The following is a 25,772-nucleotide window of genomic DNA, read 5'->3' on the forward strand; positions in this document are numbered from 1 at the left end:
ACGCCTCCCGCTGTCCTGTGGGGAAACGCAAAAAAGCGGCACCGCAAAAGTGCCGCCCTTTGGCCTGTCCTCACATCGGGACACATTGTCTCGAAGTTAATACGGCCCGTTCTCGTAATGATGCTGGGCCTCGGCTAAAGACTTGAAGTCAAACACATAATGGAGCTCCCGAACAACGCGCCGGATGTCCTCGGGGGAAAAACCGCAGTTTTCCATCGCATACATCACATATCCCCGGCAGGCGTTATTGCTCCACGGCTCGGCCAGCATAGCGGCCAGTGCAGGATCGTACTTCATTTTTTCATTCCCCCTTTGATAAAATTTAGGGAACGCCGCGCCCATTTTCTTGACCTGTCCAAAGACAACGATACTCGGCGCGGCGTTCCCTCACAGGCGAGAGGGCGGCCCGGAGGGGCAGGCGGCCAGCCTGTCCACTGCCGGATCGTGGCCGTGAGATGGCCCGTCCCACTTGCGGCGCTGGTGTTGTTCGCTCATTCCCATTTAGGGGAAGTCACCGCGTACCCGCCGCCCGGCTCCCCGGATCATGCTCGGGGCCGCCCTTGTTCGTCTGCGGAGAAAAGAAAACCTCCTCTCATAAACCGAGACATTTTTTCATCATTTCCAAGTGGGGAAAACGGAAAAATCAAAAGATTTTTTTCATGCGTTCCAGCCCTCTTTTGATAGACTGGCGGACAGACTCCTCATGTACGCCTTCAGCCTCGGCAATCGCTTTTATGCTTTTGCCAAGAATGATGTGCGCGTCAATCCTCCGGCCCTGGATTTCCGGCAGAGAGTTGAGCGCGTTCCACAGACGGATAAAGAGCTCCATCCGCTCCAAAAGTTCCTGGGGCGTGGGCTCATGCAGGCAGGCAGAGTATTCGATCCCGTCCTCACAGTCAAGAGAATACTGCGCCTTGTGCCGGGAGAGACGCCGCTGATAGGCCATTTCATAACGGGCATCCGCAAGAAAGACCTCCGCCACTTCGTCAGAAACCTCGATGAGCTGATCCTGAGTGTACCAATAATAAAAATCTTTCAGATTGATCGTAGTCATAAGTAAACCTCCGTTTCGGTGTTGTGTGGACGAGTGACCGAAACGGGGCCCGGCGGGGAGCGGCACCCTGGGGAGCCGCTCCGTACCTCGGGCCACTTTGTCTCGAAGTGGGGCCGGGATAAAAGAAAAGCGCCTGCGCGACACAAAGCCACACAAGCGCATGAAACTACAAATTCATTTATGTACTGCCAAATTTCGCATCCACCGCCGGACTGATCCTGCCGGACGGGTGGACTTTTTTTGACAGGTTAGGGGAATGGAAAAGGAAAAAGGACACGGCGATACCTCCCGGACACCGCCGTATCCTTAAAAAGGGCGACTTTAACACACCCTCCGTATTCTAATTTTTCAAAAAGAAACCGGCGGCTTGAAATTTGTTATTTCAAAACCGCCGTTTATTCATATCCCAAATACTAAAAGCGGTTTTGCGCGGAAACAGAAAAAGCCGATAAACCGTGATTTCTCACGAGTTTATCGGCTCTGCGTCTTAGCGTCTGGCTCTTTATTCTCGGTCAATATTTCCGTTTTTAAGTGCAGCAGTTACTTTCTTTATCTGTCGCATTTCTTCGGGGGAGATATGTTGCTTTCTGCTCTGCAACGCATCGTATAACAGTTTCTCACTTTCCCGCTCCAAAAAATCATCATTTGGATATTGGTTAAGTAGAGCAGCAAAAACAGGAGCGGGCAACAAATTTGTTAAAAGTTCAAAATCCTCCTTATATAGCTCCGCATCAGATAATATATCCAAAAGGTCTGCCAGTGAGTGGACTTCTTGCAATATCAGATTTACTCTATCTTTGCTATTATTTGCTTGTAAAATCCTATCGACCAGCTTTTGATATTTTGTATCGTCCATATGTTCTCCATAAGAAATTGTGATTTTCGTCTCACGTTCTGGATAGGCCGGGGCAAGAAATACTTTGTCCATCGTTTTTAAGGCAACTGATTTTTGGATTGTTTCAGCAAATTTGGGGATGCACAAACGAATATAGCGTTTTGAAATTTCCGGCAGTTCCATCTTTTTGTCTAAATCACAAAACGCATTTTCAAGAACAGATTGTATTTCTTGTTTCGATTTTCCAGAAAAAAGCCGATGCAAAGAAACAATATCTTCCCTCGACAAATCAAGCCGTTCAGGGTTGCGGTGCAGGATGGCAAGTCCAAGCGCAGATAGAAATACAGGTTCAAACAGGTTCATTGGAATACTGCGGTAATCTTGCGTAAGCCCGCACAACAGATGGTGTATGTCCTGCGGAGAAAAGTGCATACAAAATTCATTTTCCGCTTCAATACACCGCAAATACCGTTCAATAAATTCAATGCCATCAAAATTTGGCCTGCCCAAGTAGGTGGGATAATCAGCCGTTATGTGAATATCCTGGGCGGAAAATTGTGGGCGGTATAATTTGAAAAAACCGTTAATGCCATCTGCGATTGTGGAGCGATAATATACATTGGGTGTGTTAAGCAAATGTGCCGTTATACGCTTTTGGCGGTGACGTGAAATTGCTATCTTGCGCTGTACTAATTTTAAGCCCTTTTCAAAAAGAGACTTCAACGGTTCTGCTTTCAATGCCTCTACCGCGTTTTCCGGTGCTTGATAGGACTTTAACTGCACTCCTATCACAAAAGCGGCAGAAGTCAAAAGTTCCTGCGCCTTTTCCATGGGGATGGAGCTACTTTTTCCCTGGCTCCATTTGTCGGTCTGCTCCGCAAGAATGATTAACAGTTCCGTTTGGATTTTTGATAATTCTTGATCCGACAGTAGCCCGCAAAGGTGCGCCCGCTCCATAAGGGATTGAAAGTAATATCTTGAATTTAACTGCTCTGGTAAGATTGGATGTAAAACATCAAGTACGGTCATACTGTTCCTCCGAATACTGCTTGAATGTTCCAAAAGAACGTCCACTGTGGATATGTTTGGATAATTGCGGCAACGCCTCACTTGAAAGCAGCTCCAGTGAGCCATGACAGCGCCCGTTAAATGCTTTTTTCATAAAACTGATTAGTTCGTCATCTGTTACAGCATCCCAAGTATCGTTTTTGAAATCGTAGAACATTCCAATCAGTTCATGTAAAGTATCTTCGTAGTTTTCGTTTGATATATACGGTGAATTACAAAATGCCATAATCAGCCTGTCGATAATACCGCTATTAAATTCAATCCGTTTCGTATCCTTTAAGGCACTTGTCCGGGTATGTGCGAGGGCAACGGCTTGCTCTTGTGTTAATACTAATCCGTATACCGCCGTATCTTGATTACAAGAAAGTATTTTATTTGTGACCTGCTGTTCCATCAACGCCCCGCCGATTGATGCAAGAGATAAATACGAGTTGTCTTTATCCATTTCATTCTCCTTGTTCAGTCTTTGGGACAATTTGTCCCAAAGTTCTGGTTAGAGGTTTACCGCTTTTATTTCTGATACCTGCACAATGATGGTGTGCAGCCGTTGTACGTTAATCAGTATTTCATGTTTACATTTAGGGCAGAAAAGAGGATAGTTTATCAAAATTGTATCTTCCCGAATTTGACTTCGGGTTTTTCCGCCGCATATTGGACATATCAGCCATGTGCGATTTTTCATTTCAAACCCTTTCCTTCAAAATTGAATTGATAATCTGTCTAAAGCCATAATCTAAAAAGTCCTTTTCCGAAATCGAAAACTGCTTTGCTATGAATTTTCCTTTTGTTTGGACAAGTACAAGTAAGGCGTCAATGTTTGACCACAAAATATATACTGTCATCATTGGAACAACATCTGGATGGACAATACCCTTATTTTTTCCGCCCTCAATAAACTCTGCCAGCAGATTGTTAATTTCCGTTCCCAAAACTAAAATATGTTTTACTGTGTCTGAAAGGCTATTGAAATCAAGGTTGGCAGAATTAGCACTATTTACATTGTTTGCGGAATGTGAGTAGTCTTTTTGATATTTACTCATCGCAATACAAATCCCCTTGTACTGCTCTATAAAATCTTCATTGAGGTTTATACTCTCCTCAATGTTCTGTTTTAAGATAAGCAATCCTTTTTCGACAATATGATGTAAAATATCTTCTTTGCTTTCGTAATAGGTATAGATTGTACGGCGACTATATTCAGATGCCTTTGAAATATCGTTGATTGTAGTTTGTGCAAAACCTTTTTCAGAAAACAGTCTTTCAGCCGCTTTCATAATCTGCTCTTTGTGTAAAGCTGCAATAGCCTCTTTTTTGTTTTGTCTGTTCATATTAAACCACCATTCTATTTAGTATACTAATAGTATACTAAATGGTGAGAACACAGTCAAGATGAAATTAAATACTACTAAAATATAAAATTTTGTTTCGTTCTCATACTCAACCCCGAAATGTAAAATAATATAGGGGTGATATGAAAATGTACCAATACGAAAAACGCCTGGACTGTCATGCCCTGGGCCAAGAAATCAAGCGCAGACGAAAAGCCAAGGGCTGGACGCAGGAGTATCTGGCCCAGCTTGTAGACCTCACCCCTCGCTCCATCATGTATATTGAGAACCGGGGACAGCACACCAGCCTCAACGCCTTTTACAAACTCGTCACCCTTTTTGATATTTCCGTAGATGAATTTTTCTACCCGGACAAGCTGGGCGGCGAGAGTGAGCGCCGGAAACATATTGACCGGATGCTGAACGGCATGGATGAAAAGGAGCTAATCATTATCGAGGGAGCCGCAGAGGGTATCAGAAAAGCCAGGGAAACGGAGGGAACGTAAGAAAACGCGACCTCCGTTTTTCGCGCCATGTATAGGGGTTGCCGCAAACGGCAAGCAATTCGGGTGTGGCCACACTCCGAAATTTTTGCAGGCACAAGGCCCGCAAAAATGCTTGTTGGGGAGCTCCCCAAACCCGCTGGACTTCGGGACAAATTGTCCCAAAGTCCCGGCGCGATGCGCCTGTTGCCTGCGGCCCGGGCTAACGCTCCTGGGCCTTATTTTCCCGCCCGTCCGTGTGGCCGAGCAGATAATCAATGTTCGCCTTGACCGCCACAGCCTGCCGCATATCCGCCTGGGCCTTGCGGTACTCAGCATAAAGGGTCTTTTTCTTTTCGGAGAGCTCCCGGCGCTCCTTTTTCAGCGCGTCCATTTTCGGGAGTTTTGCCCCGCCTAATATCTCATTCATCGCCGCCTTTGCCGCCCGGTAGGTAGCCAGCTCCGCCTCGTGTTCCGCCAAATACTTCTTGCTGTACCGGGCCGCCTTGTAGCCGTTAAATACAGGCCGCGTCTTTGCATAGTCCACCGTAACCCCCATGAGCCGGGCAGTCTGTGAGAGCGCCGCCTCCGTGTCCCGCAGCTCCCCGGCCAAAGTATGAAAGCGATCCACCGCCGCCTCGGTACTTGCGGCCAGCTCGTCATAGTCCGTAAGGTTATGCTCCTGGAGATACTGGAGCGCGGCGGCCATTTGTTTCAGATTGTAAACCTTCGCCCACCGCTCATAGGCCGGGCCTTTGCCCTGGGCCATGCGCTGTTGAATATCAATCATCAGATTGACGCGCCGGGACGGGGCCGGCCTGTCCTCCGGGAGCTCCGGGATGGGCCGCTCTCCGGCGATTACCGCCCGGATGTCCTCGGGATCAAAGCCGTCCCCCAGGGTGGATGCCCGCAGGCGGGTGTACTTATCCTGCCCCGGAGCCAGGAACGAGAGCGCACCGCCGCGCCCATGCTTTACCGCAAAGCCAGCCTCCTCCATGAGCCGCAGAAAGGCCGCAAAGTCGGCGGGCTTTTTTCCCAGAGCCTCCACAACGGCCAGCCGCACCCGTTGCTGGGCAGACGGCGGTTTTTCCCCGATCCACTGGCCATAGTGGAGGAAACGGCCCTTGCTGTGCTGTTTCGGATTTTGAATAACCGACAGCTCATGTTCAATACATACCCGGTCAGAGAGCCGCCGCAGAGCAAAGGACGAGCCGATGAAGTTATGAAACTTCCGGGAACAGTCAAAGGCCGTAGAATTGAAATAAATATGGTTATGCAGATGGCCCTTGTCAATGTGGGTACAGACGAAAAACTGATACTTGCCCTTTGTCCAGCGCATGGCCGTTTCATAGCCGATTTTGTTTGCCTCCTCCGGCGTGACCTCACCGGGCGGAAACGCCTGCCGGATCTGAAAGAACAGGGCCCCGCGCTCCACGGCCCGGCCCGTCTCCGCCTGGTACTGGCTTTTTGTCAGAAGAAACTCGGCGGGGGCCGATGCCGGATCGCAGAGATAAGCAGACACGGCCCCCAGCTTTTTCGGGTTGAGCCCATAGGCAAACCGCTCCTCCATCGTCTGAACGGCGCTTTTTCCCGCCGCTACCTTGTAGGGCCGGATGTAAGTTGTAGCCGTGGCCGCACCTCCTTTTCAAGAAAAAGGGCGGCTGTTCTCCAGCCGCCGCATAGGACTTCGGGACAAATTGTCCCAAAGCGTCATCCCGTGATAAAGCTCTTTAACGAGTAATTGAGATCGTCCAGTTTGCAGACCAGCCACTCGGCTGCGGCGGGCAGGCCGAAAGGGGAAAGTAAAAAGGCAAGCACCAGCCCCGTAATCCCCCACTGTGGATTGCCCTGGATGAACAGTTCAAACAGGCCGCACAATGCGAGGAAAAAGGCCAGGATGCCGAACACCCAGGATGCAAGAGACACACTAAAGTTTAATACCGCTACCAGGAGCGTAAGGGCCAGCACAAAAGGGGCCGCGATGATTTTCAGAATGATCCGCATAGCTTGATACCTCCTTCTTTTGATTGACAGGTTATCCCTATATGATAATTATACCTCTGTCCGGGAGGGACAACAAGGATGGCTCCGGCTTTCAGCACCTCGGGACAAATTGTCCCGAAGTAGTGAAAGCCGGGGAACGGCTAAACCGCTCCCCGGCAGGGCTAACACTCCACAATCGCAGACAGCTTTTTCAAAAGATCGGACAAGGGCCCCCACAGCGTTTCATAGTCCCGTTGCAGCCCTTTGATCTCTTCGGGATAAATGCCGCCGTAGGTGTTGGCCTGGATCGCCACTTGATTTAGGTTGTTGGAGCACCGCCGCTGGAGCGATACCAGCTCCCGGACGGGGGACAGGTCAACATGGAGCACATAGCCGTTTAGGGCCATTTTCCGCATATAGGCTCCCATGTTGCGGATGCCCGCCTCGGCCATGCGCTCCCGTATGAGCGCCTGCTCCTCCTCCGATACCATCACATGAAGATGGACGGGGCGGCGGCGTTTCTTTGTCATCGTTCCTCCCGTTCCAGGCTCCGGCTGGCCCGGGGCGGCTCCTTTACCTTGTCCAACGGCTTTTCCCGTTCCGGGGGCCTTTTCGGGATCGGGGCGTGAAATTCCCGGTACAGCCGCAGGGCCTCCTGGTCAGCAAGTTCCTGTTCCCGTTTTTTCTCCATCGCGCAGTCCTCCTATCTGTCGCCCCGGCTGGGGCTTTTCTTATCCGGCGCATCCGGGGCCCGGTGTTCCCGGGCCTTGCGTCCGGCCTCTTTCATCTGCCGGGCAATCGGCGGTTTCTTTGCCGCGCCCCGCTCCGGCACAGGCTCACGGCCCACGGGATTGTCATGGGCGGGCCTCAGCTCATAATCAGCCATCTGTTTTTCCGTCAGCGGGTGGAGATACCACAGCTCGCCCCATGCCCGGAATGACTCGCCCTCCACCGGCTGGCGGGCGTTGTAGTTGAGATGGGCCACAGGCAGGTTGTCCTTCGGGCGGGGATAAGTGGCTATATCCACGGGCCGCTGGGTAGAGTAATACTTGAAAAAATCCGGGCCGGAGGTTTCCAGTCGATGCACTCCATAATCCCGCTCATGGTAGAACACCCGCCGATTGTAGTCCCCGATGGCCTCACCCTCCTCATTGAAGTAGTGGCCCCAGTAGTAGTCCCGTTTCCCGTCCTCCTGGGTAAACTGCCAGGTCACAAAGGGATTAGGGGCCTTGAAGTTTTCCCCCATCGCAAAGCCCCGGCCATTGTCAAACAGTACGGACTGCCGGATCACATATCCTTGATTTTCTTCCAAAACAGCACCTCCTTAAAAACGGGCACTTCGGGACAAATTGTCCCAAAGTCCCACAGCGTAAATGTTGACAGCATCCGGGCTAAAACGGGGCAGGCCATAGTCTGATACGGCCCACCCCAAAACGGGCCCCGGAAAGCCTTGCTACAAGCGGTTTTTCAGCGGCCTAATTGTCAACAGACCAGCCCCGCTTTTTCCGCATATATTCCCTCTGCTGGCGGCGGTGGGCCTTCTTTGCACAGGCCGCCGAGCAGTACGCCTGCCGCCGATCCGGAGGAACGGGGCCGCCGCAGATGGGGCAAGGCTTGAAATCCGGCCTGGGCCCCTCGGTCAAGAGGGCCGACTCCAGCGCCGGGGCAAGGGGCAGGACGGCCTCCCGGAAGTAGCGGCAGTATGCACCCGTCCAGCATTTCCCCAGCATATAGCACTCACCGTCCAGCGGCAGGCACCCGCACTCCCGGTCATAGTTGGCGCACCATTTTACCACAAGGGCGCGGATGGCCGCCTTTTCCTCCCGGGTAAGCTCGCGGGGCATGGCCTCACCTCCCGCCAGCCGGGGCCTTCAGAAGTTCCCGGTAGCAGGACACGCATCCGATGCCCCGCCAGTAGGGACACCCGGAGCACCGGGAGCCCCTGGGCGGTTTCACGGCGGAGGGAGCCTGCTGGCGCGGGGGCCGTTTCATCATTTTCTCAAAGGGACTGTTGGTAAAGTTCATTCGTCCGCCCCCTTTCCGTCATCATCCTCCTCGTCCCAGGGCGGCCCGTCCTCTTCGTCGCCGTAGCCCTCCGGCCCGTCATAGTCCGGGAACTCCCCGCCGTAGTCCTCCTCGGGCTCGGCGGCCTTTTCATGTTTCGGGCGGTAAATCTTAAAGTACCAGCCAGCCCCGCCGCCGATCACCGCCACGGCCAGCACCAAAAGGAGCATCCCCAGATTGCCGCCCGTTTCCGGCTGTTCCTCCTCCGGGGCGGGCTCCCCGGTTTCCACCGTTTCCGCAGGCTCCGGCTCCGCGCCCGCGCACTCGGTCATATTGACCGCGCAGACCGGGCAATCCGTATTGACAGCCCCCGCCGCGCATTTTTCCGCACAGGAGCAGGCGCCCAGCTCCACCCCAGCAGCCTCCGCAGCCGCCAGCAGATCGGCCTCGTCCACCATGTTCAGAAAGTAGGTTTCGTACTGTTCGCCTTCCTCGTCCACGGGCTTATCGTAGTCAATGACGATATAAAAGGTGTTCCCGCCGCTGGTCTGCACCGTGATAAACTGCTTGTTGGTATGCTCGTCATAGAGCAGATCGCGGGTAACAAGGTTGCCTTCCTCCGAAAAACCCTCGCCCGGTTCGATAGTGGGATCCGGCTCCGGGGCCGTGGTTTCCTCGGTCATGGTGGGATCGCCGTAGTCCTCGCCCTCGCCGCCGTCCGCATAAGCATAGGCCGGGACAGCCGAAAAGCCGCATAAAAGAACGGCGGCACAAAGCGCCGCCGCCATAGACTTCCATTGTCTCATATTCAGTTTTCCTCCTTCCTATCGTCCTCAGACTTCGGGACAAATTGTCCCAAAGCTCCATCGCCCTTCAGCTTTTCAAACAGGAGCGGGAGCTCCGCCAAGGGGATGCTCATGCCCCGCACAATATCCACGATCTCGCTGTTTTCCGCCTCCAGCTTTTTCTGCTCCAGCTCCTTGAGCCGGGCCTGCTGTTCGCTGATTTTGGCCTTGACCTTATCAATCTCGGCCTGGATTTTCGCGCTTTTTGCCGTTGCCATAGATAACCTCCAATCATGGTAAACGCCCGTAGGCGTAGAAATGAGACTGCCAGTAGCTTGTATTCAGGTTTGCGTAGCCGATGGGATCTCCACAATGCAACATCGTATTGTCGCCCACATAAATCCCACAGTGGCTCACGCCCGGCGTGTCATAAGTGCCTTTGAAAAAGACCAGATCACCGGGTTTCGGACTGCTGGTCGGCGTGCAGATGTTATAGAGCCCCTGGGCCCCCAGGCGGCCCACATTCCAGCCGGAGTGATTGATCACCCAGGACACATAGCCGGAGCAGTCAAAGGAAGTGGACGGGCTGGAGCCGCCCCACACATAGGGATAGCCGATGTATTTCTGCGCCTCGGAGAGCATGGCGGCAAAGGTTTCATCGTCCAGATATTCCCCGGGCACTTCGTAGCCGTCCGGCGTTTCGGTGTACTTTCCCACATACTCGGAGCCGGGGAACAGGTCGGGGCGGTTTCCCAATGTTGCCATGTAGATGGCGTACCGGGACATCTGTTCCTCGCTCAACACATAGACGGGCAGATGGGACAGGTTTTTGTTTTCCAGCGTCACATAGCAGATGTAGTAATTGTAGGGGACTTCCACATCGTAATCGTTGCCCTCGCTGTCGGTGCGGGTTTCCGTCCGGTAGCGCACCTCCACCACCACATCCTCGGTCAGAATGTACTGGCGGTCAAAGAGCATTTGCAGGGAGCCCTCCACCTGGTCAAGCGTCCACTGCCCCTCATGGAGCGAACACAAAAGGGACAGCAGCACATAGGGATCGTGTTCGATCTCGTCCAGGTCAAAATGGTACTCGTCATAGTCGTGGGTGCTCTCGTAGCTCTCCAGATAGCCGGAAAGCTCCGCCTCCAAGTCACAGTAGGCGGCCTCCGCCCCCAGCATATCCCCATCCTCGCAAGGGTAGGTGCTGGCCCCCACCGCGCCGATGGTGCTGTTCCCCAGTGTGACAAGGGAGGACGAGCAGGACTGCATCACCAGCACAAGCAGGACGCAGGCCAGAGCCAGCAGACAGCCCACGGGATGGCGTTTGACAAAGCCCACCGCCCGGGCCGCCAGCTTTTCCGTAGTAACAGCCGTTTTTTCAGCGGCCCGCGCCCCTTGTTTGGCGGCCTCCTTTGCCTGCTTTTGATACCGCCTGCGGAGCCGCCGTTTCTGCCAGTAGCGGGACAGGGCATTTTTAGAAAGCTCCGGGTGCTCCTGGGCGGCGGTGCGGAAGTGATAGTCCGCCGTGGCCTTGATATATTTGGACTCGGCCCGTCGGACAGCCTTTGCCGGGTGCTCGCGGATTTTCCGTTTCACATACCGGGAGCCATGCCGCAGGACGGCCTCGCCCACAAGCTCGGAGCGGTGGCCCCCTTCGATGCCCACATTTTCGTGCTCGTTTTCATAAATCTTGCCATGCACAAAGCCGTGGACGGAGCCGCTGGCCACCCGGGCCACACGCTTGACCGGGCCCGGCTTTTTCGGCGGTTTCTGTTTCGCCAGCTTTTCTTTGGCGGCCTCCAGCTTTTCCCCGCGCTTTTCCATACGGAGCTTGGACGCCGCCGCCTGTTCCTGCTGGCTTTTCTGCCGGAATTTTGATTTCGGAGACTTTGGGACACTTTGTCCCGAAGTGCCCCCGGCGTTTCCCGCGCCATTATTCGGTTTTCGTTTCATTCTTCATATCCTCCGGGCGGGTAGTCAGCAGGTCATAGATCTCCCCGCGGGGGAACCGATCCACAAAGGGGATGGTCACATTCCCATAGAACAGCAGGCCCTCGCCGGAATTAGAGTGGGTAATGTAGGAAAGCTGGTGCTCGGAAATGCCGAGCTGTTTTGCCAAAATCGTCCGGTCACTCTGGGCCTGGGACAACAGGATCATAAAATCCGTGTTGTCCAGAATGTTCTCAATCTCCCGGCTGGCCAAGAGGTCTTTCACATTCTGCGTAAGTGCGCTGGGGACACAGCCTTTTTTGCGGAGCATCTTCCAGACCGCCACAAAGTAGCTGGCCGTCAGCGGATCGCGGAGCAGGACATGGAACTCGTCAAAGTAGCACCAGGTCGCCACGCCCTCCCGGAAGTTGGCGTCCACCGCCTGGGAGACAAACTCGTTTGTGATGTGCATGGCGATCTTGCGGAGGTTTTCTCCCATGTTCTTGAGCACGATGCACACCACCCGCTTGTCCGTTTTCACATTGGTCGGATGGTTAAAGAGATTGAGGGAGCCGGTACAGTAGAGCTCCAGGGCCGTTGCCACACGGCGGGCCTCCGGCTCCGGCTGGCGCAAAAGCTCCTCGTACAAATCCTGCAAAAGCGGCGTCCGTTCCGTGGCAATCCCCAGGGCCTGCTCCCGGTAGACCAGCCGCACACAGCGGTCAATGACGGTTTTTTCAATGGGCTGTAAGCCCTCCTTGCCGCCCACCACAAGCTCGCACAGGGACAACAGAAAATCCGCTTTCATGGAAAGCGGACTCTCCCCGGCGGTCATATTGAGCTCCACATCCATCGGGTTTAAGTGGTGGGGGCTGTCCGGGGAAATTTCGATCACCTGGGCCTGGTCGCCCAATCTGCGGGCCAGCGGGACATATTCGCCCATCGGATCGACAATCACAATCCGGTCATTCGTGGCAAGGAATACATTTAAGAGCTCCCTTTTCGCCGCAAAGGATTTTCCCGAGCCCGTAGAGCCAAGATACAAGCCGTTGGCCGATTTCAGCTTTTTGCGGTCAGCCATGATGACATTATGAGAAAGGGCGTTCATGCCGTAGTAGAGGGCCTGCCCGCCCATCCGCAGCTCCCTGGTCATAAAGGGAATGAAAATCGCCGTGGAGCTGGTTGTCATGCCCCGCTGAATTTCCACTTCGTTGTAGCCGAGAGCCAGCGAGGACACAAAGCCCTGTTCCTGTTGCCAGTCCAGCCGCTTTAAGGAGCAGTTGTATTTCTGCGCGATACCGCCCACTGTGAATACATCGTTTTCCAGCCGCTGGCGGGTAGGGGCAAGGTTTACCACTGTAAAGGTCAGCAGAAACATCCTCTCGTTGCGGGACTGCAGGTCAGCCAAGAGCTCCGCCGCGTCCTTGCTGAATGTAATGAGGTCAGGCGGCAGGATGTCGGGATCGTACCCGGCCCGCACCGCCTTCCTCTGTTCCTCCACCTTCATTTTCCCAATGTCCGAGATTTTCCCCTTAATGGTCTTGATGGCCTTTAGCTGATCCACCGTCTGAATATGGAGCGTGACCGTCATTTCCGCATCCAGCTCCAAAATCTCAGCAAGGAGCTTATCCGAGAGCTCGGATGCTAAAATCTGTAAGTAGGACACCGCGCCCCAATACTGGCCGATACGGAACGAGCGGGACTGCCGGAAGTCAAAGCTGTCCGGGGCGATAAAGTCCTTTGTGCCCAGCCCCGTCTGCGGGATGTCCTTCCACGAAAAGCGGAACGGCTCCCGGCTCCCCGGGTGCATCTGCCCATAGAGCAGGGCCAGCCGCGCCCGCCCGTCCATCGGCTCGGAGGGAACGCCCAGCCGCTTGAAGTTTCCCATCACATCGGCCTCCACGCGCTCCAGGCGGGGGCGGGCCTCCGCGATCCCCTCGGCGGGTATGCCGAAAGTGATGTATTTGGAGCGTTCAATGCCGTTGTTGCTTTTCGCAATCTGATTTTTCAGCATCCCGGTAAATTCCTCCCGGACGCTGTTAAAGGCATCGTCCGCCTGGGGGATGTTGACCTTGTAGCGGCTCCGGGAATGGGAGCGGCGGTTGATAAAGGAAAGCTGGAACGGCAGGGAGCTGTCAAAGTAGTTGAGGAATGAGCTCCAGCCGCCGAAAATCGCCGTCTGATCCTCGGTGCTTGCCACGGAATAATTGATGTCCTCGTATTCCACGGTTTTCGTGTAGAGCCCGCCGGGGAGCTTGCACACCCCGTCCGGGTGCATCGCCAGATAGGGGATCGTCTGCTGGACGGACAGAGCCGCCCGGCTGTTACCCCTTCCGGGGCTGCTTTTGCTTTTCTTGCTTGCCTTTCGCAATCGCATCCTCCTTTCTCACAGCGCCCCGCCCGGTAAACGGGGCATACAGGTTTTCCGTCTGATAGTGCCGCACCCCGGGCCGCAGGAACTTGGCCCGGAGGATATTTTTTACCACCTTTTCAAAGGGGAGCCCGTCTTTTTCATACATCGCCAGCAAAAACGCCGGGAGCATGACCGCCAGCATAAGGAACATGGCCCCGGTATTCCCCAGGGGCTCCCGGGCCAGCAGATAGGACGGGATGCCGATGGCCGCCGCGCCGCCAAAGCAGATAAGCTGGCGTTTTGTAAGGTTAAAGGCCATCTTTGTTTTGATTTTGGATAAGTCGTTAGGGACATTCACATAGGGCATAGATCAACCTCCTTCCTTTCCCCGGGGACTTCGGGACAATTTGTCCCAAAGTCCGGGACGGTGCTTTCTACCTCGTTTCCCCACACATCCCAGCCGGGCGGCGTCTGCCTTGCGAACAGCTCCACCCGTGGAAGATCGCCCATAAGGGCAACGATCTTTTCCCGGGCCTCGTCCGGCTTTTTGCTGTGGGCCTCAATGGGGGAAATGATAAACTGATGGACATTCGCCGCCTGCCGTTTCGGGTGTCCCCTGGTTGCCAGCAGGCAGACCTCCGCATTTCCCCTCGTCCAAAAGCCCAGGCCGTAAAACCAACTGTCGGCCTTTTTGTTTTTCTTCAGCCAGACGAAAGCCACGGACTTATACTGAAAGCCCCACGCTTTAATGAGCCGCAGGGCCTCGGGGAGCTGGGGGAAAGTCGCCCACAAAAAAAGCACGCTGTCCGGGGCGGCCAGTTCCGCCACCGGGAGCGCACATAACTCGTCTATTCCCATTGTGGGATAATGATGCTCCGCCGCCCCTTGCAGGCCCTTCTGCGCGTAGCGCCAGGGCGGATCGGCATAAATGATAGAATAATCTCCGATAGTCAGACTCCTTTCTCCCCGGCCTCCACCGCCGCCCGCGCCATACGGATGCGCTCCGTGGCCGGGGCGTAAAAGGCCGGGGCCGTTTCAAAACAGATAAAGCGGCGGCCCGCATTGAGGGCGGCAACGGCGGTTGTGCCGGAGCCCGCGCAGATGTCCGCCACCAGCTCGCCGGGCCGGGTATAGGTCTTGATGAAATACTCGCACAGCTCCACAGGCTTTTGCGTGGGATGGATGCCGCCCGTTACCGTGGGGACAAAGAGCACATTCCCCGGATAGCGCCGCCCATCGCTGGACTTGGAGCTCTGCCGCTCAAATTTCCCATAGTTCGGGCTGGTGCCGCTGCGGGCATGGACGCGGCTGTACGGCTTGCCGTAAGTAAACTGCGGACTGTAAAGAGGGGCCTTCTGATAGAATACCAAGATATTCTCTGATTTTTTCAGCGGGGCCCGGTTTGCATTGAGAAAGCCTGTCCCGCGCTCCTTGTACCAGATCCACTCATAGCGGAGCATGGAAAGGTTGGAGGCCCCCAGCACTTTGTCATAGGGGCACTGTGCAAAGAACAGCACCGCGCCCTCCGGCTTGACAGCCCATTTCACAGCCTCCCACAGCTCGGGGAGCGGCAGGGGCACATCCCAAAAGTTCCGGGTAGTGCCATAGGGCGGATCGGTAAGGAGCATATCCACCGAATGACGGGGGAGGGAGCGCAGGCCCTCGATGCCGTCCATAAGGAACAGCCCCTCCGGGCAGTCCGGGGACTTCGGGACAATTTGTCCCAAAGCCACCTTATCGGTCATCCCTTGCCTCCTTGCCCTTTGCCGGGGCGGGCCGGGCGGCGTTTTCCTTTCCGGCCTCCTTTGCGGCCTGCGCCATCTGTTCCCGGATTGATGCGGGCCGTACCGCCTCGGCCCGGGCCAGCAGCTTTTCCACTGCTTGGTTGTATCCCTGGGCCGCCGCCCGGTCAAGCTGGGCCTGCAAGTCGCGGTTTGTTACCCGCGCCGTAGTGCGGTAGCCCGTCCTGCTGGTGGGATCGGGCTTGCTGGGAGCGCCCAGGAATACCCCGTTTTTCCCGTCCACCACCTTAAAATCATCCACCACCACGCCCCCGATGTTTACGCTGGCAAAGCCGATGAGCTTGCCCTGGGGCTCAATGGGCCGCACCGTTACCTGGGGCATAGTGGCCTCCGCCACCGCCTGCTCCACCCGGAGCCTTACCGCCTCATCAATGCTGATGCCCTGGTTTTCTGCCAGCTCCGCAATCGGAGCCTCAAACAATAAGCGCCGGAAATCCTCCTGCGCCATATCCACAGCGGGGGCTCCCCGGCCCGCCGCCTCCTGCGTTTTCGCCATAGTTCAACCTCTCTTTCTCAATGTGCGCCAAAGATACTTTTTGCAATCGTCCCGGTCTTGAACAGCATAAAGCAGAGCAAAACCGTATAACCCACGGCTCCCCATATCGCGCCGATAGGATCGCCGCTTGTGGCGATCTCTTGAATGAGCACCGCATAGATGCCCACGCACAGCAGGATCAACAGCCCCTGGAAACCGATGGCAAACAAAGACTTCAGATAATTCTGCCCCATGTGCCCCATTTCCCGGTTGGACAGGGTAGCCACCGGGATGGGCGCTAAACTGGTCAGCATATATATTTCCAGCATACGGCCATAGATTAGAACAAAAATCACGATATTCAGCGCGGTCATGGTAAAGCCGATAAAGATAGACTGGAGCCACAGGCCCAAAAGGGAGCCCAGCCCCATTGTTTCCAGCGTGGCCTCCAAATCCGCCAGCATATCCGGCGATATGTCCGTGGAGCCCTGGATCACCCCCGCCGAGCTTGCAATCACGCTCTGCGACACATCAAAAATCGCGTTTACGATATTGAAGGTGTTGGAGAGGATGAGGATGGCCGCCGCCGTCTTGAAAATCCACTTGAAAAACATCCAGGTGTCGATGTCATGTAAGTTATTGCGGTCTATCAGCATTTGAATGAGCTCATAGACTGCCACATAGGTTAGGACTAACCCGGCAATCGGTAAAATTACCGTCTCGGAAATCTGGCGGATGAGGGAGAAAACTCCGGCGTTCCACGCCGCCGGAGTTGTTCCCACCTCCCCCGCAATCTCCCCGACTCGGGCATTTACCGTATCAAAAAGGCCGCTCAGATTGCCTAAAATGCCTTCAATGAGCAGGCTTTTGAGCCAGTCGGTCAGCCAGTCGGTGAGAAATCCCATAAGCCGCTACCTTAAAACAGGCCGGACAGCAGAGGGATCAGCGTAGTGCCGAGCAGGATGATGCCGCCGCCCGCCATGAGCTGTTTCATGCCCTGGCTTTTGGAGCCAGGGTTGTCCGATCCGTAGCCCTCCAGAAGATTGACTACGCCCCACACGCCCAGGCCAGCGCCGAGAGCCACAACAAGGGTCTGTAAAGTATCAATAGCGGAAGAAAAGAACTGCATAGAGCCTCCATTTCTCCGGGTGTTCCCCGGCCATGAAAAAAGCCGCCATCACTGGCGGCAGGTTACAACTTCGGGACACTTTGTCCCAAAGTCCATTTATGCAAAGGCGTCTGGATCGTCGATGTCGTCATAGTTGAGGATGTCCTCGTCCTCTTCCGTGAGCGCATCGTCCGGCACAGCCACCTCATACATCTCACACGCCTCGTTAAGCCCAGGCCGCCTGCGGCGGTTGATGAGCTTATCAAGATCAAAAGCGTTTTTGATTTTGTCGGCCTCAGCCGTGTATTGATAATTCGGGTGCTTTTTTAGGTCATACTTCGGGGAGTAGAACGGGGGCAGGCCCCTAAGCTGTAAAATGCACTTGTCCCCGGGCATGGTTGCCAGTTCGCTGGGCGTCATCAGCTCCCGGCCCAGCCGCTGGGTATTCAGATTGTAGCTTTCCGACTGCCCCTTCGAGCGGCCATCGGTCTGCATATAGATGGTTGCCTTCCCCAGCCAGTTTTCCGATATTTCCTTGATGGTGCTGGCCTCGCGGCCTCCCAGGAATACCACGCTGTCCATATTTCCGAGGATTGTCTCCGCGTGTTTATCGTAAATGGCCTTGCACTGCGCCAACTGTTGATAGAACAAGGTCAGACTAATTTCCCGGGAGCGGATCACGGCGCAGATTTTTTCGAGCTGGGGCACCTGTCCCGTGTTGGCCGCCTCGTCCCACAGCACCCGTACATGGTGGGGCAGGCGGCCCCCGTGAACATTGTCGGCCCTTTCGCAAAGCAGATTGAACATCTGCGAAAAGGCCAGGGCCACAAGGAAGTTATAGGTCTGCGTGGTGTCCGAAATGATAAAGAACACCGCCGTTTTCCGATCCCCGATGCGGTCAAGCTCCATCTCGTCATAGCTCATAATCTCCCGAAGTTGGGGGATGTCAAAGGGAGCCAGACGCGCACCGCAGGAAATCAAGATCGACTTGGCGGTTTTGCCGCTACTTAATTTATATTTGCGGTATTGCTTGACCGCAAAGCAGTCCGGCTTGCGTTTTTCCAGCCCCTTGAACATATAGTCCACGGCATTTAGGAAATTTTCATCGTCCTCTTTTACCTCCATGCCGGAAATCATATCAACCAGCGTGTTCATGTTCCGATCCTCGGCGGGCCCCTCAAAAATGATATAGGCAATCAGAGCGCAGTATAAGAGCGTCTCCGCCTTCGTCCAGAACGGATCGCCCTCCTTGCCTTCGCCTTTGGTGTTGGAAATCAGCGCATCCACAAATTTGAGGATGTCCGCCTCATTCTTGATATAGGCCAGCGGATTGTAGTGCATGGATTTTGAGAAATCAATGGAATTGAAAACCTTAATCCGATACCCCCGCCGTTGCAGGAAAGCTCCCACCTGGGAGAGCACCCCGCCTTTCGGATCGACACAGACAAAGCTGCACCCGCCCTTTTTGTCCGCGCTGGCCTGGAGTAGCTGGGGAGTAAGCCAAAAGCGGGTTTTTCCCGAGCCGGACGAACCGATGACGCAGGCGTTTAGGTTGCGGGCGTTGGCTGGATTTTTGGGGCGGGTGTTCATAGTAAGGAACTCCGTCCCGGTCAGAATGATATTGTTTTCAAACTTCGGATCGACGAAAGGGGCGATGTCTTTAGGCCCGCCCCACCGGGCCGATCCGTATTCTTCATCCCGTCTGTATTTTTTGGCGTTCTTGCTTTTGAAGTAAATCAAGAGCCGAAAGCCCACTGCGCCCACGATGCCGATGAGCCAGTCAAGGGGATTGAGCCCCGGCGCAAAGTCGGCAAAGGACGGGCCGATGGTCTGGCCCAGGCCCATGAGCTTATGGGGCAAATCCGCGCCCCCGGCCAGCCGGTAGGCCGTCCCCAGCTTTAGGCAGGCCCACAGCACGAACAGATAGGGGATGTTGGGAAGTACATATTTCTTGATTTTATCTGTCCTCACGAACCGCCTCCTTTACCCGTTCCCGCTTGCGCGGTTTCTCCTTCGCAAGCTGATCCGCCGCCTGTTTAAGCTGTTCCCGGATAGGAACACGGCGGGACTTGGATTTATTCAGCACCTTCCGCGAGTATTCAGAAAAGCAGGCGGTAATCGCATCCGCCTGCCCAGCCTTGAAAAACAGCAGATATTTGTCCGGCCCGGTTTTGTAAAAGGCATAGTCCACATTCCACTTCCGGGCCACCCGGTCAAACGCCTTCGTGTCCCCGGATAGCTCAATGCTGTTTGTGGCCGCGCCGTGGGCCATGAGCTTTTTCACGCTCTGCCTGCCGTGGGGCGTCTGGTGCTCCCGGTGGGCCTTTCGGATCTTCCGGCCCACAGCTCCCACCACATAGGCAAGGCCCCGGGCCGTCAGCTTGCTGGCGCGGACAGATACGGCAATCGTGCGCCGGGAAACATCTTCATCAATCAGTTACACCGCCTCCTTTCCGGCGGCCACCTCGGGACAAAGTGTCTCGAAGTGCCGCCTATCGTTCCTCACGCTCCTTATTAGAAAGTTTCCGATAGCCTTCCAGGGAGGAGCCGTCAATAATCTCTTTGTAGGCCGCCATCTGCTCCCGGATGGAAAGTTTCGGATAGGAGAAAACCCGGTGCTCGGCGGGAATGTCCTTTGTATCGCGGTAAAACTCTTTGAAGTCTCCGCTGGTCTGGACAATATAGCCGCCGGGGGCAAAGTGGCCGCCCTCGTTGATGGAAATATCCCGCCCGTATGCCTCATAATCAAAGTAATCTTTCAGCTCGTCCGGGATCGGCAAGTCCTCCGAAAAATAGCGGCCCAAATCCTCCTCGTTTTCAATATCGGGATAAAACTCGTAGCAGTCCAGATTTTGCGTAAGGTTGATAAGGTCTGCCACGCTGGAAGTATGACTGCCACAGTCAATCACGGCCTCGAATTTCTCCAGGTCGCTCTGATCCAGTTCGGAGAGCAGGCAGGCCAGATGGTTGAGCTCGTCCAGATTTTCATATTCCGTCAGATAGCCATAGAGCCCCAGCACATCGCCGTCAAAGCTGGTAATGAAAAACTCCTCATACCGCACCCCGTCCACGCCGATGCGCTTTAGGAGCGCTTGCACTTCCTCCGTTGTGGTGGGGAATTTCAGCGTTTCTCCTACCACTTCGCCCTCGTTGTATTTCCCCAGGTTCGTGATGTAGGCTTCAAAAAGGGCCGCCATCAGCGGCGGCCCTGGCCCTTGACGGTCAAAATGCCCTCAAGAGTAGTGGCCGTAATCCCCAGGCGCTGGGCAACGGCGATGTCGTTTTTCATGGCCTCGGTCATGGTATGGCCGCAGACCACCAGCACATGGGAACGGCGGAGCAGGTCACGGCTCATGTCAATCCCGCTTTTATGCTCCTCGGGAACGGCATCATTAAGGAACAAAGGTAGATACAGGGTAGGGCAGATGGGAGAAAACCCCGCCTCGTACACCGCCCGGCAATACCGGGCCGCCTGTTCCGCGTTTTCACTGTCCCCGCCAAGCCATGCGGCGGTAATATAAGCAAGTGGGCGTTTCATTGTCAAAACCTCCGATCTTTTATTAAGGATACTTCAGCCCAATCCCCCCGCCCTTTCCCATTCATGGGAAAGGGGGCGGCTCTGGAGGATATATGCCCCCGCCGCGCCGTTTTAAGTAGCACAGCCGGGGCAGACCGTCAAGGGCAGGCCGCCGCAAGCGGCGGTGCGTTGCACCCTTGACGGCCCACTCCCGGCTGTGCAGGAATATAGGCGGCGACGGGGGATATATCACCACAGAGCCCTCTGCAAGAGGGGCGGGGCCCCTCGGGACAATTTGTCTCGAAGTGGATAAGTTACTTGTCTTTTTCCATCTTTCTCGGGGCCTTTGCCAGCTCGGGCGGCTGTTTCTCTTTCCACTCGTCCAGCAAGGTCATAATCTGCTCCTTCATTTTGGCGGGAGTAGCCTCCTTGCCAAAGTATTTCTCCAGTTCAGCCATCGAAATAATCACGCCGCGATCCTCCTTTTTCTTTTCTGATAAGATGCCGTCAATCACATCGCCGTTGAGCTTGCCCTCCTTATCCAGCTCCCGGAGCTGTTTGGCCTGGGCCAGAGAGGGGGACGCCTGCTCCCCGTCAATGGAAACGGCAATCAGACGCTGGTTTTTCGGCTTAATGTAGGAGAGCTCCACCGCAGGCATAAAGCCCATCTTTTTATCGTCCACCTTGTTTATGAGCTCCGGGACAAGATGGTTAAGGCGCAGATAACGCATGACCTTCTTATAGTTCATGCCATGCGCGTTACCCACGATCTCAACGGAGCGTTTTCCCACATCCCCCTCGGCCACGCCTTTCAGCCGCCCGCCCTGGTGCTTAATGTCCTCCACTTCCAGATCCAAAAGGGCGGCCAGCTCGCTGGGGAGCGTCTGATCCCTCTGCTTATTGCTGTCCTTCATGGCCTCAACCGCCTCATGGTCGGTCATATCCCGGACAATAAAGGGCATTTCCTCCAGGCCCGCCAGCTCACTGCCGCGACAGCGCCGATGGCCCGCCACAATCTCATAGCCGTTTCCGTCCTTTTCGGGGCGGGCAAGGCCGGGAACCATAACGCCGTTGAGTTTGATGGACTCCACCGTTTCCTGCATTTTCGCATCGTCCCGCACCTTGAACGGGTGGGGCCGGAATGTGTGGAACGGATGGAGCTCGGAAAGTTTCAGATAAACCAGCTTGCCCTCCTCAACGGGACGGGGCGGCACAGCAGGCTCCTGCGGGGCCTGCTCCGGGGGAGCAGCCTCCTTTGTGGGAGTACCTTTCCCGGCATCCGGGGGAGCCGGAGCCTCGGGCGCTTTCCCGCCACTTCGGGACAATTTGTCTCGTTTGGACGGCTGGGCCTCGCCGGGGGCCGCCTTGTCAGCCTTAGACGGGCGGCCCTTGCGGGGCCCGGCCTTCTTCGGTGCTTTTTCAGACTCCGCCTCGGTGTGCTCCGCCTTTTCAGATTTCGGGGGACGGCCACGGCGCGGCTTTTCGGGCTCCCCCTTTTCAGCGGCAGGATGCTCCATCGCAGGAGCCCCGGCCTCCTGTTCCGGGGGCGTTTCCGCTTTTTCCACCTCGGCCCGGGCCGCCCGGCGCTTATCCGCCATGAGCGCGTCAATCTGATCCGCAGAGATGACCACATCACCGGGCTCGGCAGGCCCGGCCTGCTCCGGCTGGTGTTCGGGAGCCGTGGCCTCACTGCGGGCTGGATCGGCCGCAACGGGCGCGGGAGCCTCCTCGGTTTTTGCCGCCTCGGGCCCCGTGTTCAGTTTTTCATCTGCCATTCACTAACCTCCTTTTCGTGAAAGTTGCACAATTTTCGGGCTTAAATTTCTGTAATTATTTTTTGGCCTCCTTCCGGTCTATCCACGCAAAAAAGCCGCCCAAGATAGCACCTGGACGGCCTTTCGCGTAATGTGATAGATCAATTTTTATTTTTTTCGGATTGCAGGCTCCGAAAAGCCTTGTATTTACAGTGTTCCTAATATGAAACAATCATATATAAGATAAATGGGTTTTTGACAGAAAACCTCAGATATTTCATTTATAAACAAAAAGCCACATGAACTTTCGGGAGGAGAAAGGCAAAGAATTGCCATATGTAGAGCGATGGTGTCAGATTCGGAGCTCCTGTTGGCAGATGAGCCTACTGGCAAACTGGACTTTTATTCGTTACAGCATGTGATAGATACAATATGTAAAATAAACTAGGAATTGAGGAAACAGTGTTATTGGTTACACATGACCCTAAAATAGCAAACTATGCTGACAAGATTATCTATTTAAAGGATGGTCAGATATTGAAAGATCGAAAAAGGAAAGAGAAAGTAGGAAGAAAGAATTTTATCAGGAAATATTTTTTTTGTAAAGGAAAATTGTAATGAATAATTTGATAACCCCACTTATTATTAGGGAGACAGATAAGTTAGTAGAGAACTGTTTTAGACGGTTAATCTAAACTTTTCTACTATTGTATCGATTATTTTCGATGTGGCGGAAAGTGGATTAAACAGTTAATGGAGCTGGAAATAGAAAAAAAATCCTATGTTTCCAGCTCCTTTACTTTTTTTGCGCTTTATGATTGGCTGGAATATTCTACGATTTCCTCAAAGCCTAACAGATCCGGCGGTGCGTCCTTATATCCTTCCGGACCGCTGGAATTCCTGCGAAAGTACAGGTTATACCGATGTCCTTCCAACAACCGGATGCTTTTTTCAAATGTGAAACAAAACTCTTTCCCATCATCTGCCTGAAAGGTAATCTGTTGATTTTTTCTGAAAAGGGAAGGCTCTTTCTTTTTGCATATTCCACTTAGAACATCATAGGACTTGGAGCGGATCGTTCTGAATAAGAGCAGGAAGCGTACCAGGCTGCAAAGGCCGATCAGGACGCTTAGGGTAAGAAGCATCCGGTCGCCGCTGCTCAAGCCATATACGCCGCCGCCCAGCAAACAAAGAAAGCCGATTGCAGCAACAGCAACCAGCTTTGTAAATAACGGTTTTGGCATAGGGTCTCCTTATTTTAGAAAAAGAATCTGTTTTTTTAGGTACAGGTTTGCAACGCCTTGCAGTACCGGGTATTGGGTATGGTGAAGAGCGGTGTACTCGACATAGTCACGGCTGTCGGTACGTGGCGTTTCATCCAAAGAAGGATCCGTCCGGGAGCCGGCGTCCAGGTAGCCGATCAGTTGGGCTACAGAAAAGGAGGATTCCGAGACCAGCTTTAAGAGAAGATCTTCCATGGGTGTGTTTTGAGGCCTTTGCATGTAATGGAGTAACCGGCGAAGCGGCAGTTGGCCACGCAGCCAAAGTTTGATGCAGGCAAAGAGCCTTACATGGAACCGATCCTTTACGGGCAGGATTCGTAGTTGACCAAGCAGTATAGTGGCTCAGTTGTCAAGACAAAAATCTAAGATTTTTATAATGAACTGATACGGTGGATAAGTTACAGGGATGAGGTATAGGACGGTGGAATACTCCCATTCCCATATATGCTAAGCTACATATGGCAACAACATTGCCGGATAGTAGCATTCAGCCGGTGTCTGGTAGTCGAGTGCGGAATGACGGCGCTCAAAGTTGTAAGTATGGATATACTTCCCAATGGCACTCCTTGCTTCACGGATGTTGTTATATTGCGTCAGATAAGCTTCTTCATACTTAAAGCTGCGGAACCAGCGCTCGATCATGATGTTATCTGCCCACCTGCTTTTCCCGTCCATGCTCTGACGGATGCCGTTTTCCTTTACGAAGTCAATGTACTGCTGACTTGTGAATTGACATCCCTGATCAGAATTCAGGATCTGCGGTTTTGCTACTTTGAAAGCCTTTTTCAGGGCGTTGATCACCATCCTTGTATCGAGAGTATCATCTACTTCCCAGCCGACAATACAGCGGCTGTACCAGTCGATTACGGCTGTCAGATACAGGAACCCTCGCCGGATGGGAACATAGGTAATATCAATAGACCATGCCTGGTTTGGCCTGTCTATCACCGCATTACGCAGGAGATAGGGACATACCTTGGCCTGCTGCATCCGTTTCGAAAGATTCATTTTGGGATAAATGGGATAAATGTCCATCTCATTCATATAACGCCTTGCTTTGCGTCGACCAACCCGATATCCACGGGCTTTGAGCTGCGCAGACATTTGTCTGGCACCCCAGGTAGGATTATCTGTATGCAGATGGTCAATGATCTCCTTGCAGGCCAATTCTTCTTCAGAAACAGGCGTGCCTCTATAATAAATGCTGGTACGATTAATACCAAGAAGCCGGGCACCAACAGAAGCGGGGAGTTCTTTAGTCGTCAAAAGGTTTTGGACTAAATTTACTCTCGTAGTCAGGTCCGCAAATTTCTTCAGATTTTTTTTTGAGCCAGTCCACCTGCATGGTTAACTGACCGACTTTCTTAGCATACGCCGCTTTCTCTTTCCGTTCTTCGGCAAGTTTTTCTTTGAGGTTTTCCTCACGCTTGTCATCGAACACAAGGGAAGCATTGTTAAGGAACTCTTTTTTCCAGTTCCGCAACAGGTTTGGCTGGATGTTATTTTCCGCGGCAAGGGTATTGAGATCTTTCTCACCCTTTAACAGTTCAATCACAAGGTCTGATTTAAATTTGGCGCTAAAACTTCTTCTTTGTCTGGACATAGTAATGAATCCTCTCTTTCGTATTGATTTTAGTATATCAGATTCATTAAAAATTGTCCGAAAAAGTGTCTTAATTTATGAGACCATTATACAGCCGGTAAAGCGCATCGATAGCAGTACGCCCGGTCCCTTCCACAACGATACCCCGGACAAGAAGTCTTCGCAAGATATAATCAAAGTCAGGTTTCCCGGGGAGCTCCTGCCGGGCGGTGGCCAGATCGTAGTACTCCTGCAGTTCGTTCTTTGTCATAATGCGAAATGCAAGCCCGGACCAGAGGATCAGTTCGTGCGGGCATACGGCGTAACAATCTTGCGGATCGACGCGGACAAAAGGGATCCGTTTCCCGGAATCGATTTTTTCTAAAGACAGGTTACCGATGGCTGTGAAAATGGTCAACATAAGAAATCC

The 25,772-nt window shown here is 53.8% G+C and carries 34 protein-coding genes; 2 read left to right on the top strand and 32 right to left on the bottom strand.

Annotated features, from left to right (window positions below):
• Positions 1–96 precede the first annotated feature (96 nt).
• From BKD12_RS08040 to BKD12_RS08060, 6 genes are all read right to left on the bottom strand, one after another.
• Positions 97–297 (bottom strand): hypothetical protein, encoded by a 201-nt coding sequence (locus BKD12_RS08040; RefSeq protein WP_070088812.1) that lies wholly within the window; start codon positions 295–297, stop codon positions 97–99.
• A gap of 346 nt (positions 298–643) precedes the next feature.
• Positions 644–1,054 carry a sigma-70 family RNA polymerase sigma factor gene (locus BKD12_RS08045; RefSeq protein ID WP_070088813.1) on the bottom strand — a complete coding sequence of 137 codons (411 nt, stop codon included), beginning with the start codon at positions 1,052–1,054 and terminating at the stop codon, positions 644–646.
• 502 nt (positions 1,055–1,556) lie between these two features.
• On the bottom strand, positions 1,557–2,918 hold the full coding sequence (locus BKD12_RS08050; RefSeq protein WP_070088814.1) for a DUF6179 domain-containing protein: 1,362 nt from the start codon (positions 2,916–2,918) through the stop codon (positions 1,557–1,559).
• The gene (locus BKD12_RS08055; protein WP_070088815.1) at positions 2,905–3,402 is read right to left on the bottom strand and encodes a DUF6323 family protein; all 498 of its coding nucleotides are present in this window, start codon (positions 3,400–3,402) and stop codon (positions 2,905–2,907) included. The genes BKD12_RS08050 and BKD12_RS08055 overlap by 14 nt, the downstream gene beginning before the upstream one ends.
• 48 nt (positions 3,403–3,450) lie before the next feature.
• Entirely contained in the window at positions 3,451–3,639 is a 189-nt protein-coding gene (locus tag BKD12_RS16485) for a cysteine-rich KTR domain-containing protein (protein WP_083262904.1), read from the bottom strand.
• Between the two features lies 1 nt (position 3,640).
• Complete coding sequence (locus BKD12_RS08060) at positions 3,641–4,285, bottom strand: TetR/AcrR family transcriptional regulator (protein ID WP_070088816.1); 645 nt, start codon at positions 4,283–4,285, stop codon at positions 3,641–3,643.
• Between the two features lie 149 nt (positions 4,286–4,434).
• On the opposite strand from BKD12_RS08060, the gene BKD12_RS08065 reads away from it, so the two are divergent.
• Positions 4,435–4,791 carry a helix-turn-helix domain-containing protein gene (locus BKD12_RS08065; protein WP_070088817.1) on the top strand — a complete coding sequence of 119 codons (357 nt, stop codon included), beginning with the start codon at positions 4,435–4,437 and terminating at the stop codon, positions 4,789–4,791.
• A 199-nt stretch (positions 4,792–4,990) separates the two neighbouring features.
• Here BKD12_RS08065 and BKD12_RS08070 read toward each other — a convergent pair whose 3' ends face one another.
• The 21 genes from BKD12_RS08070 to BKD12_RS08165 form a co-directional block, all read right to left on the bottom strand.
• Positions 4,991–6,337, bottom strand: a complete 1,347-nt coding sequence (locus BKD12_RS08070) for a relaxase/mobilization nuclease domain-containing protein (RefSeq protein WP_070088818.1) — start codon at positions 6,335–6,337, stop codon at positions 4,991–4,993.
• A 140-nt stretch (positions 6,338–6,477) separates the two neighbouring features.
• Positions 6,478–6,771, bottom strand: coding sequence for a CD1845 family protein (locus BKD12_RS08075; protein ID WP_070088819.1), 294 nt, complete (start codon positions 6,769–6,771; stop codon positions 6,478–6,480).
• A gap of 161 nt (positions 6,772–6,932) precedes the next feature.
• Positions 6,933–7,280 (bottom strand): plasmid mobilization protein, encoded by a 348-nt coding sequence (locus BKD12_RS08080; protein ID WP_070088820.1) that lies wholly within the window; start codon positions 7,278–7,280, stop codon positions 6,933–6,935.
• Positions 7,277–7,441, bottom strand: a complete 165-nt coding sequence (locus tag BKD12_RS16920; RefSeq protein ID WP_002595070.1) for a hypothetical protein — start codon at positions 7,439–7,441, stop codon at positions 7,277–7,279. Before BKD12_RS16920 ends, BKD12_RS08080 begins: the two co-directional genes overlap by 4 nt.
• Before the next feature lie 12 nt (positions 7,442–7,453).
• Complete coding sequence (locus BKD12_RS08085; RefSeq protein ID WP_070088821.1) at positions 7,454–8,062, bottom strand: defense against restriction DarA-related protein; 609 nt, start codon at positions 8,060–8,062, stop codon at positions 7,454–7,456.
• A 163-nt stretch (positions 8,063–8,225) separates the two neighbouring features.
• Entirely contained in the window at positions 8,226–8,594 is a 369-nt protein-coding gene (locus BKD12_RS08090) for a cysteine-rich VLP protein (protein ID WP_070088822.1), read from the bottom strand.
• Positions 8,595–8,771: 177 nt separating this feature from the next.
• Positions 8,772–9,560, bottom strand: a complete 789-nt coding sequence (locus BKD12_RS08095; RefSeq protein WP_070088823.1) for a DUF4366 domain-containing protein — start codon at positions 9,558–9,560, stop codon at positions 8,772–8,774.
• A 2-nt stretch (positions 9,561–9,562) separates the two neighbouring features.
• Positions 9,563–9,817 (bottom strand): DUF4315 family protein, encoded by a 255-nt coding sequence (locus tag BKD12_RS08100; protein ID WP_070088824.1) that lies wholly within the window; start codon positions 9,815–9,817, stop codon positions 9,563–9,565.
• Positions 9,818–9,830: 13 nt separating this feature from the next.
• Positions 9,831–11,492 (bottom strand): C40 family peptidase, encoded by a 1,662-nt coding sequence (locus BKD12_RS08105; RefSeq protein WP_070088825.1) that lies wholly within the window; start codon positions 11,490–11,492, stop codon positions 9,831–9,833.
• Complete coding sequence (locus BKD12_RS08110) at positions 11,473–13,845, bottom strand: VirB4-like conjugal transfer ATPase, CD1110 family (protein ID WP_070088826.1); 2,373 nt, start codon at positions 13,843–13,845, stop codon at positions 11,473–11,475. The genes BKD12_RS08105 and BKD12_RS08110 overlap by 20 nt, the downstream gene beginning before the upstream one ends.
• A complete protein-coding gene (locus BKD12_RS08115; RefSeq protein ID WP_070088827.1) occupies positions 13,793–14,188 on the bottom strand; it encodes a PrgI family protein in 396 nt (131 codons plus the stop codon). Before BKD12_RS08115 ends, BKD12_RS08110 begins: the two co-directional genes overlap by 53 nt.
• Complete coding sequence (locus tag BKD12_RS08120; RefSeq protein WP_070088828.1) at positions 14,176–14,775, bottom strand: MT-A70 family methyltransferase; 600 nt, start codon at positions 14,773–14,775, stop codon at positions 14,176–14,178. The genes BKD12_RS08115 and BKD12_RS08120 overlap by 13 nt, the downstream gene beginning before the upstream one ends.
• Positions 14,772–15,566 carry a DNA-methyltransferase gene (locus tag BKD12_RS08125; RefSeq protein ID WP_070088829.1) on the bottom strand — a complete coding sequence of 265 codons (795 nt, stop codon included), beginning with the start codon at positions 15,564–15,566 and terminating at the stop codon, positions 14,772–14,774. The genes BKD12_RS08120 and BKD12_RS08125 overlap by 4 nt, the downstream gene beginning before the upstream one ends.
• Positions 15,556–16,119, bottom strand: a complete 564-nt coding sequence (locus tag BKD12_RS08130; protein WP_176730943.1) for a septation protein SpoVG family protein — start codon at positions 16,117–16,119, stop codon at positions 15,556–15,558. Before BKD12_RS08130 ends, BKD12_RS08125 begins: the two co-directional genes overlap by 11 nt.
• Positions 16,120–16,136: 17 nt before the next feature.
• Positions 16,137–17,003: a VirB6/TrbL-like conjugal transfer protein, CD1112 family gene (locus BKD12_RS08135; RefSeq protein WP_070088830.1), complete on the bottom strand. Its 867-nt coding sequence runs from the start codon at positions 17,001–17,003 to the stop codon at positions 16,137–16,139.
• Positions 17,004–17,014: 11 nt separating this feature from the next.
• Positions 17,015–17,227 carry a Maff2 family protein gene (locus tag BKD12_RS08140; RefSeq protein ID WP_002578752.1) on the bottom strand — a complete coding sequence of 71 codons (213 nt, stop codon included), beginning with the start codon at positions 17,225–17,227 and terminating at the stop codon, positions 17,015–17,017.
• 96 nt (positions 17,228–17,323) lie between these two features.
• Complete coding sequence (locus tag BKD12_RS08145; protein WP_070088831.1) at positions 17,324–19,177, bottom strand: VirD4-like conjugal transfer protein, CD1115 family; 1,854 nt, start codon at positions 19,175–19,177, stop codon at positions 17,324–17,326.
• Positions 19,164–19,640: a PcfB family protein gene (locus tag BKD12_RS08150; protein ID WP_070088832.1), complete on the bottom strand. Its 477-nt coding sequence runs from the start codon at positions 19,638–19,640 to the stop codon at positions 19,164–19,166. The genes BKD12_RS08145 and BKD12_RS08150 overlap by 14 nt, the downstream gene beginning before the upstream one ends.
• Before the next feature lie 58 nt (positions 19,641–19,698).
• Positions 19,699–20,403 carry an antirestriction protein ArdA gene (locus tag BKD12_RS08155; RefSeq protein ID WP_070088833.1) on the bottom strand — a complete coding sequence of 235 codons (705 nt, stop codon included), beginning with the start codon at positions 20,401–20,403 and terminating at the stop codon, positions 19,699–19,701.
• Positions 20,403–20,744, bottom strand: coding sequence for a DUF7768 domain-containing protein (locus BKD12_RS08160; RefSeq protein WP_070088834.1), 342 nt, complete (start codon positions 20,742–20,744; stop codon positions 20,403–20,405). Before BKD12_RS08160 ends, BKD12_RS08155 begins: the two co-directional genes overlap by 1 nt.
• Before the next feature lie 293 nt (positions 20,745–21,037).
• A complete protein-coding gene (locus BKD12_RS08165) occupies positions 21,038–22,498 on the bottom strand; it encodes a ParB/RepB/Spo0J family partition protein (protein WP_070088835.1) in 1,461 nt (486 codons plus the stop codon).
• A gap of 262 nt (positions 22,499–22,760) precedes the next feature.
• Between BKD12_RS08165 and BKD12_RS17615 the strand changes: the two genes are divergently transcribed.
• Positions 22,761–22,925, top strand: coding sequence for an ATP-binding cassette domain-containing protein (locus BKD12_RS17615; RefSeq protein WP_408606949.1), 165 nt, complete (start codon positions 22,761–22,763; stop codon positions 22,923–22,925).
• A 364-nt stretch (positions 22,926–23,289) separates the two neighbouring features.
• On the opposite strand, the gene BKD12_RS08170 is transcribed toward BKD12_RS17615, so the two are convergent.
• From BKD12_RS08170 to BKD12_RS08185, 5 genes are all read right to left on the bottom strand, one after another.
• Positions 23,290–23,721, bottom strand: coding sequence for a hypothetical protein (locus BKD12_RS08170; protein WP_070088836.1), 432 nt, complete (start codon positions 23,719–23,721; stop codon positions 23,290–23,292).
• A 9-nt stretch (positions 23,722–23,730) separates the two neighbouring features.
• Positions 23,731–23,955, bottom strand: coding sequence for a hypothetical protein (locus BKD12_RS16925; RefSeq protein ID WP_176730944.1), 225 nt, complete (start codon positions 23,953–23,955; stop codon positions 23,731–23,733).
• Between the two features lie 252 nt (positions 23,956–24,207).
• Positions 24,208–25,026, bottom strand: coding sequence for an IS3 family transposase (locus BKD12_RS08175; RefSeq protein ID WP_242872741.1), 819 nt, complete (start codon positions 25,024–25,026; stop codon positions 24,208–24,210).
• Positions 25,016–25,363 carry a transposase gene (locus BKD12_RS17250; RefSeq protein ID WP_070088837.1) on the bottom strand — a complete coding sequence of 116 codons (348 nt, stop codon included), beginning with the start codon at positions 25,361–25,363 and terminating at the stop codon, positions 25,016–25,018. The genes BKD12_RS08175 and BKD12_RS17250 overlap by 11 nt, the downstream gene beginning before the upstream one ends.
• Positions 25,364–25,433: 70 nt before the next feature.
• Positions 25,434–25,763 carry a hypothetical protein gene (locus tag BKD12_RS08185; protein ID WP_070088838.1) on the bottom strand — a complete coding sequence of 110 codons (330 nt, stop codon included), beginning with the start codon at positions 25,761–25,763 and terminating at the stop codon, positions 25,434–25,436.
• Between the last annotated feature and the right edge of the window lie 9 nt (positions 25,764–25,772).

This window comes from Merdimonas faecis (genome assembly GCF_001754075.1).
In the GTDB taxonomy this organism is placed as follows: Bacteria; Bacillota; Clostridia; order Lachnospirales; family Lachnospiraceae; genus Merdimonas; species Merdimonas faecis.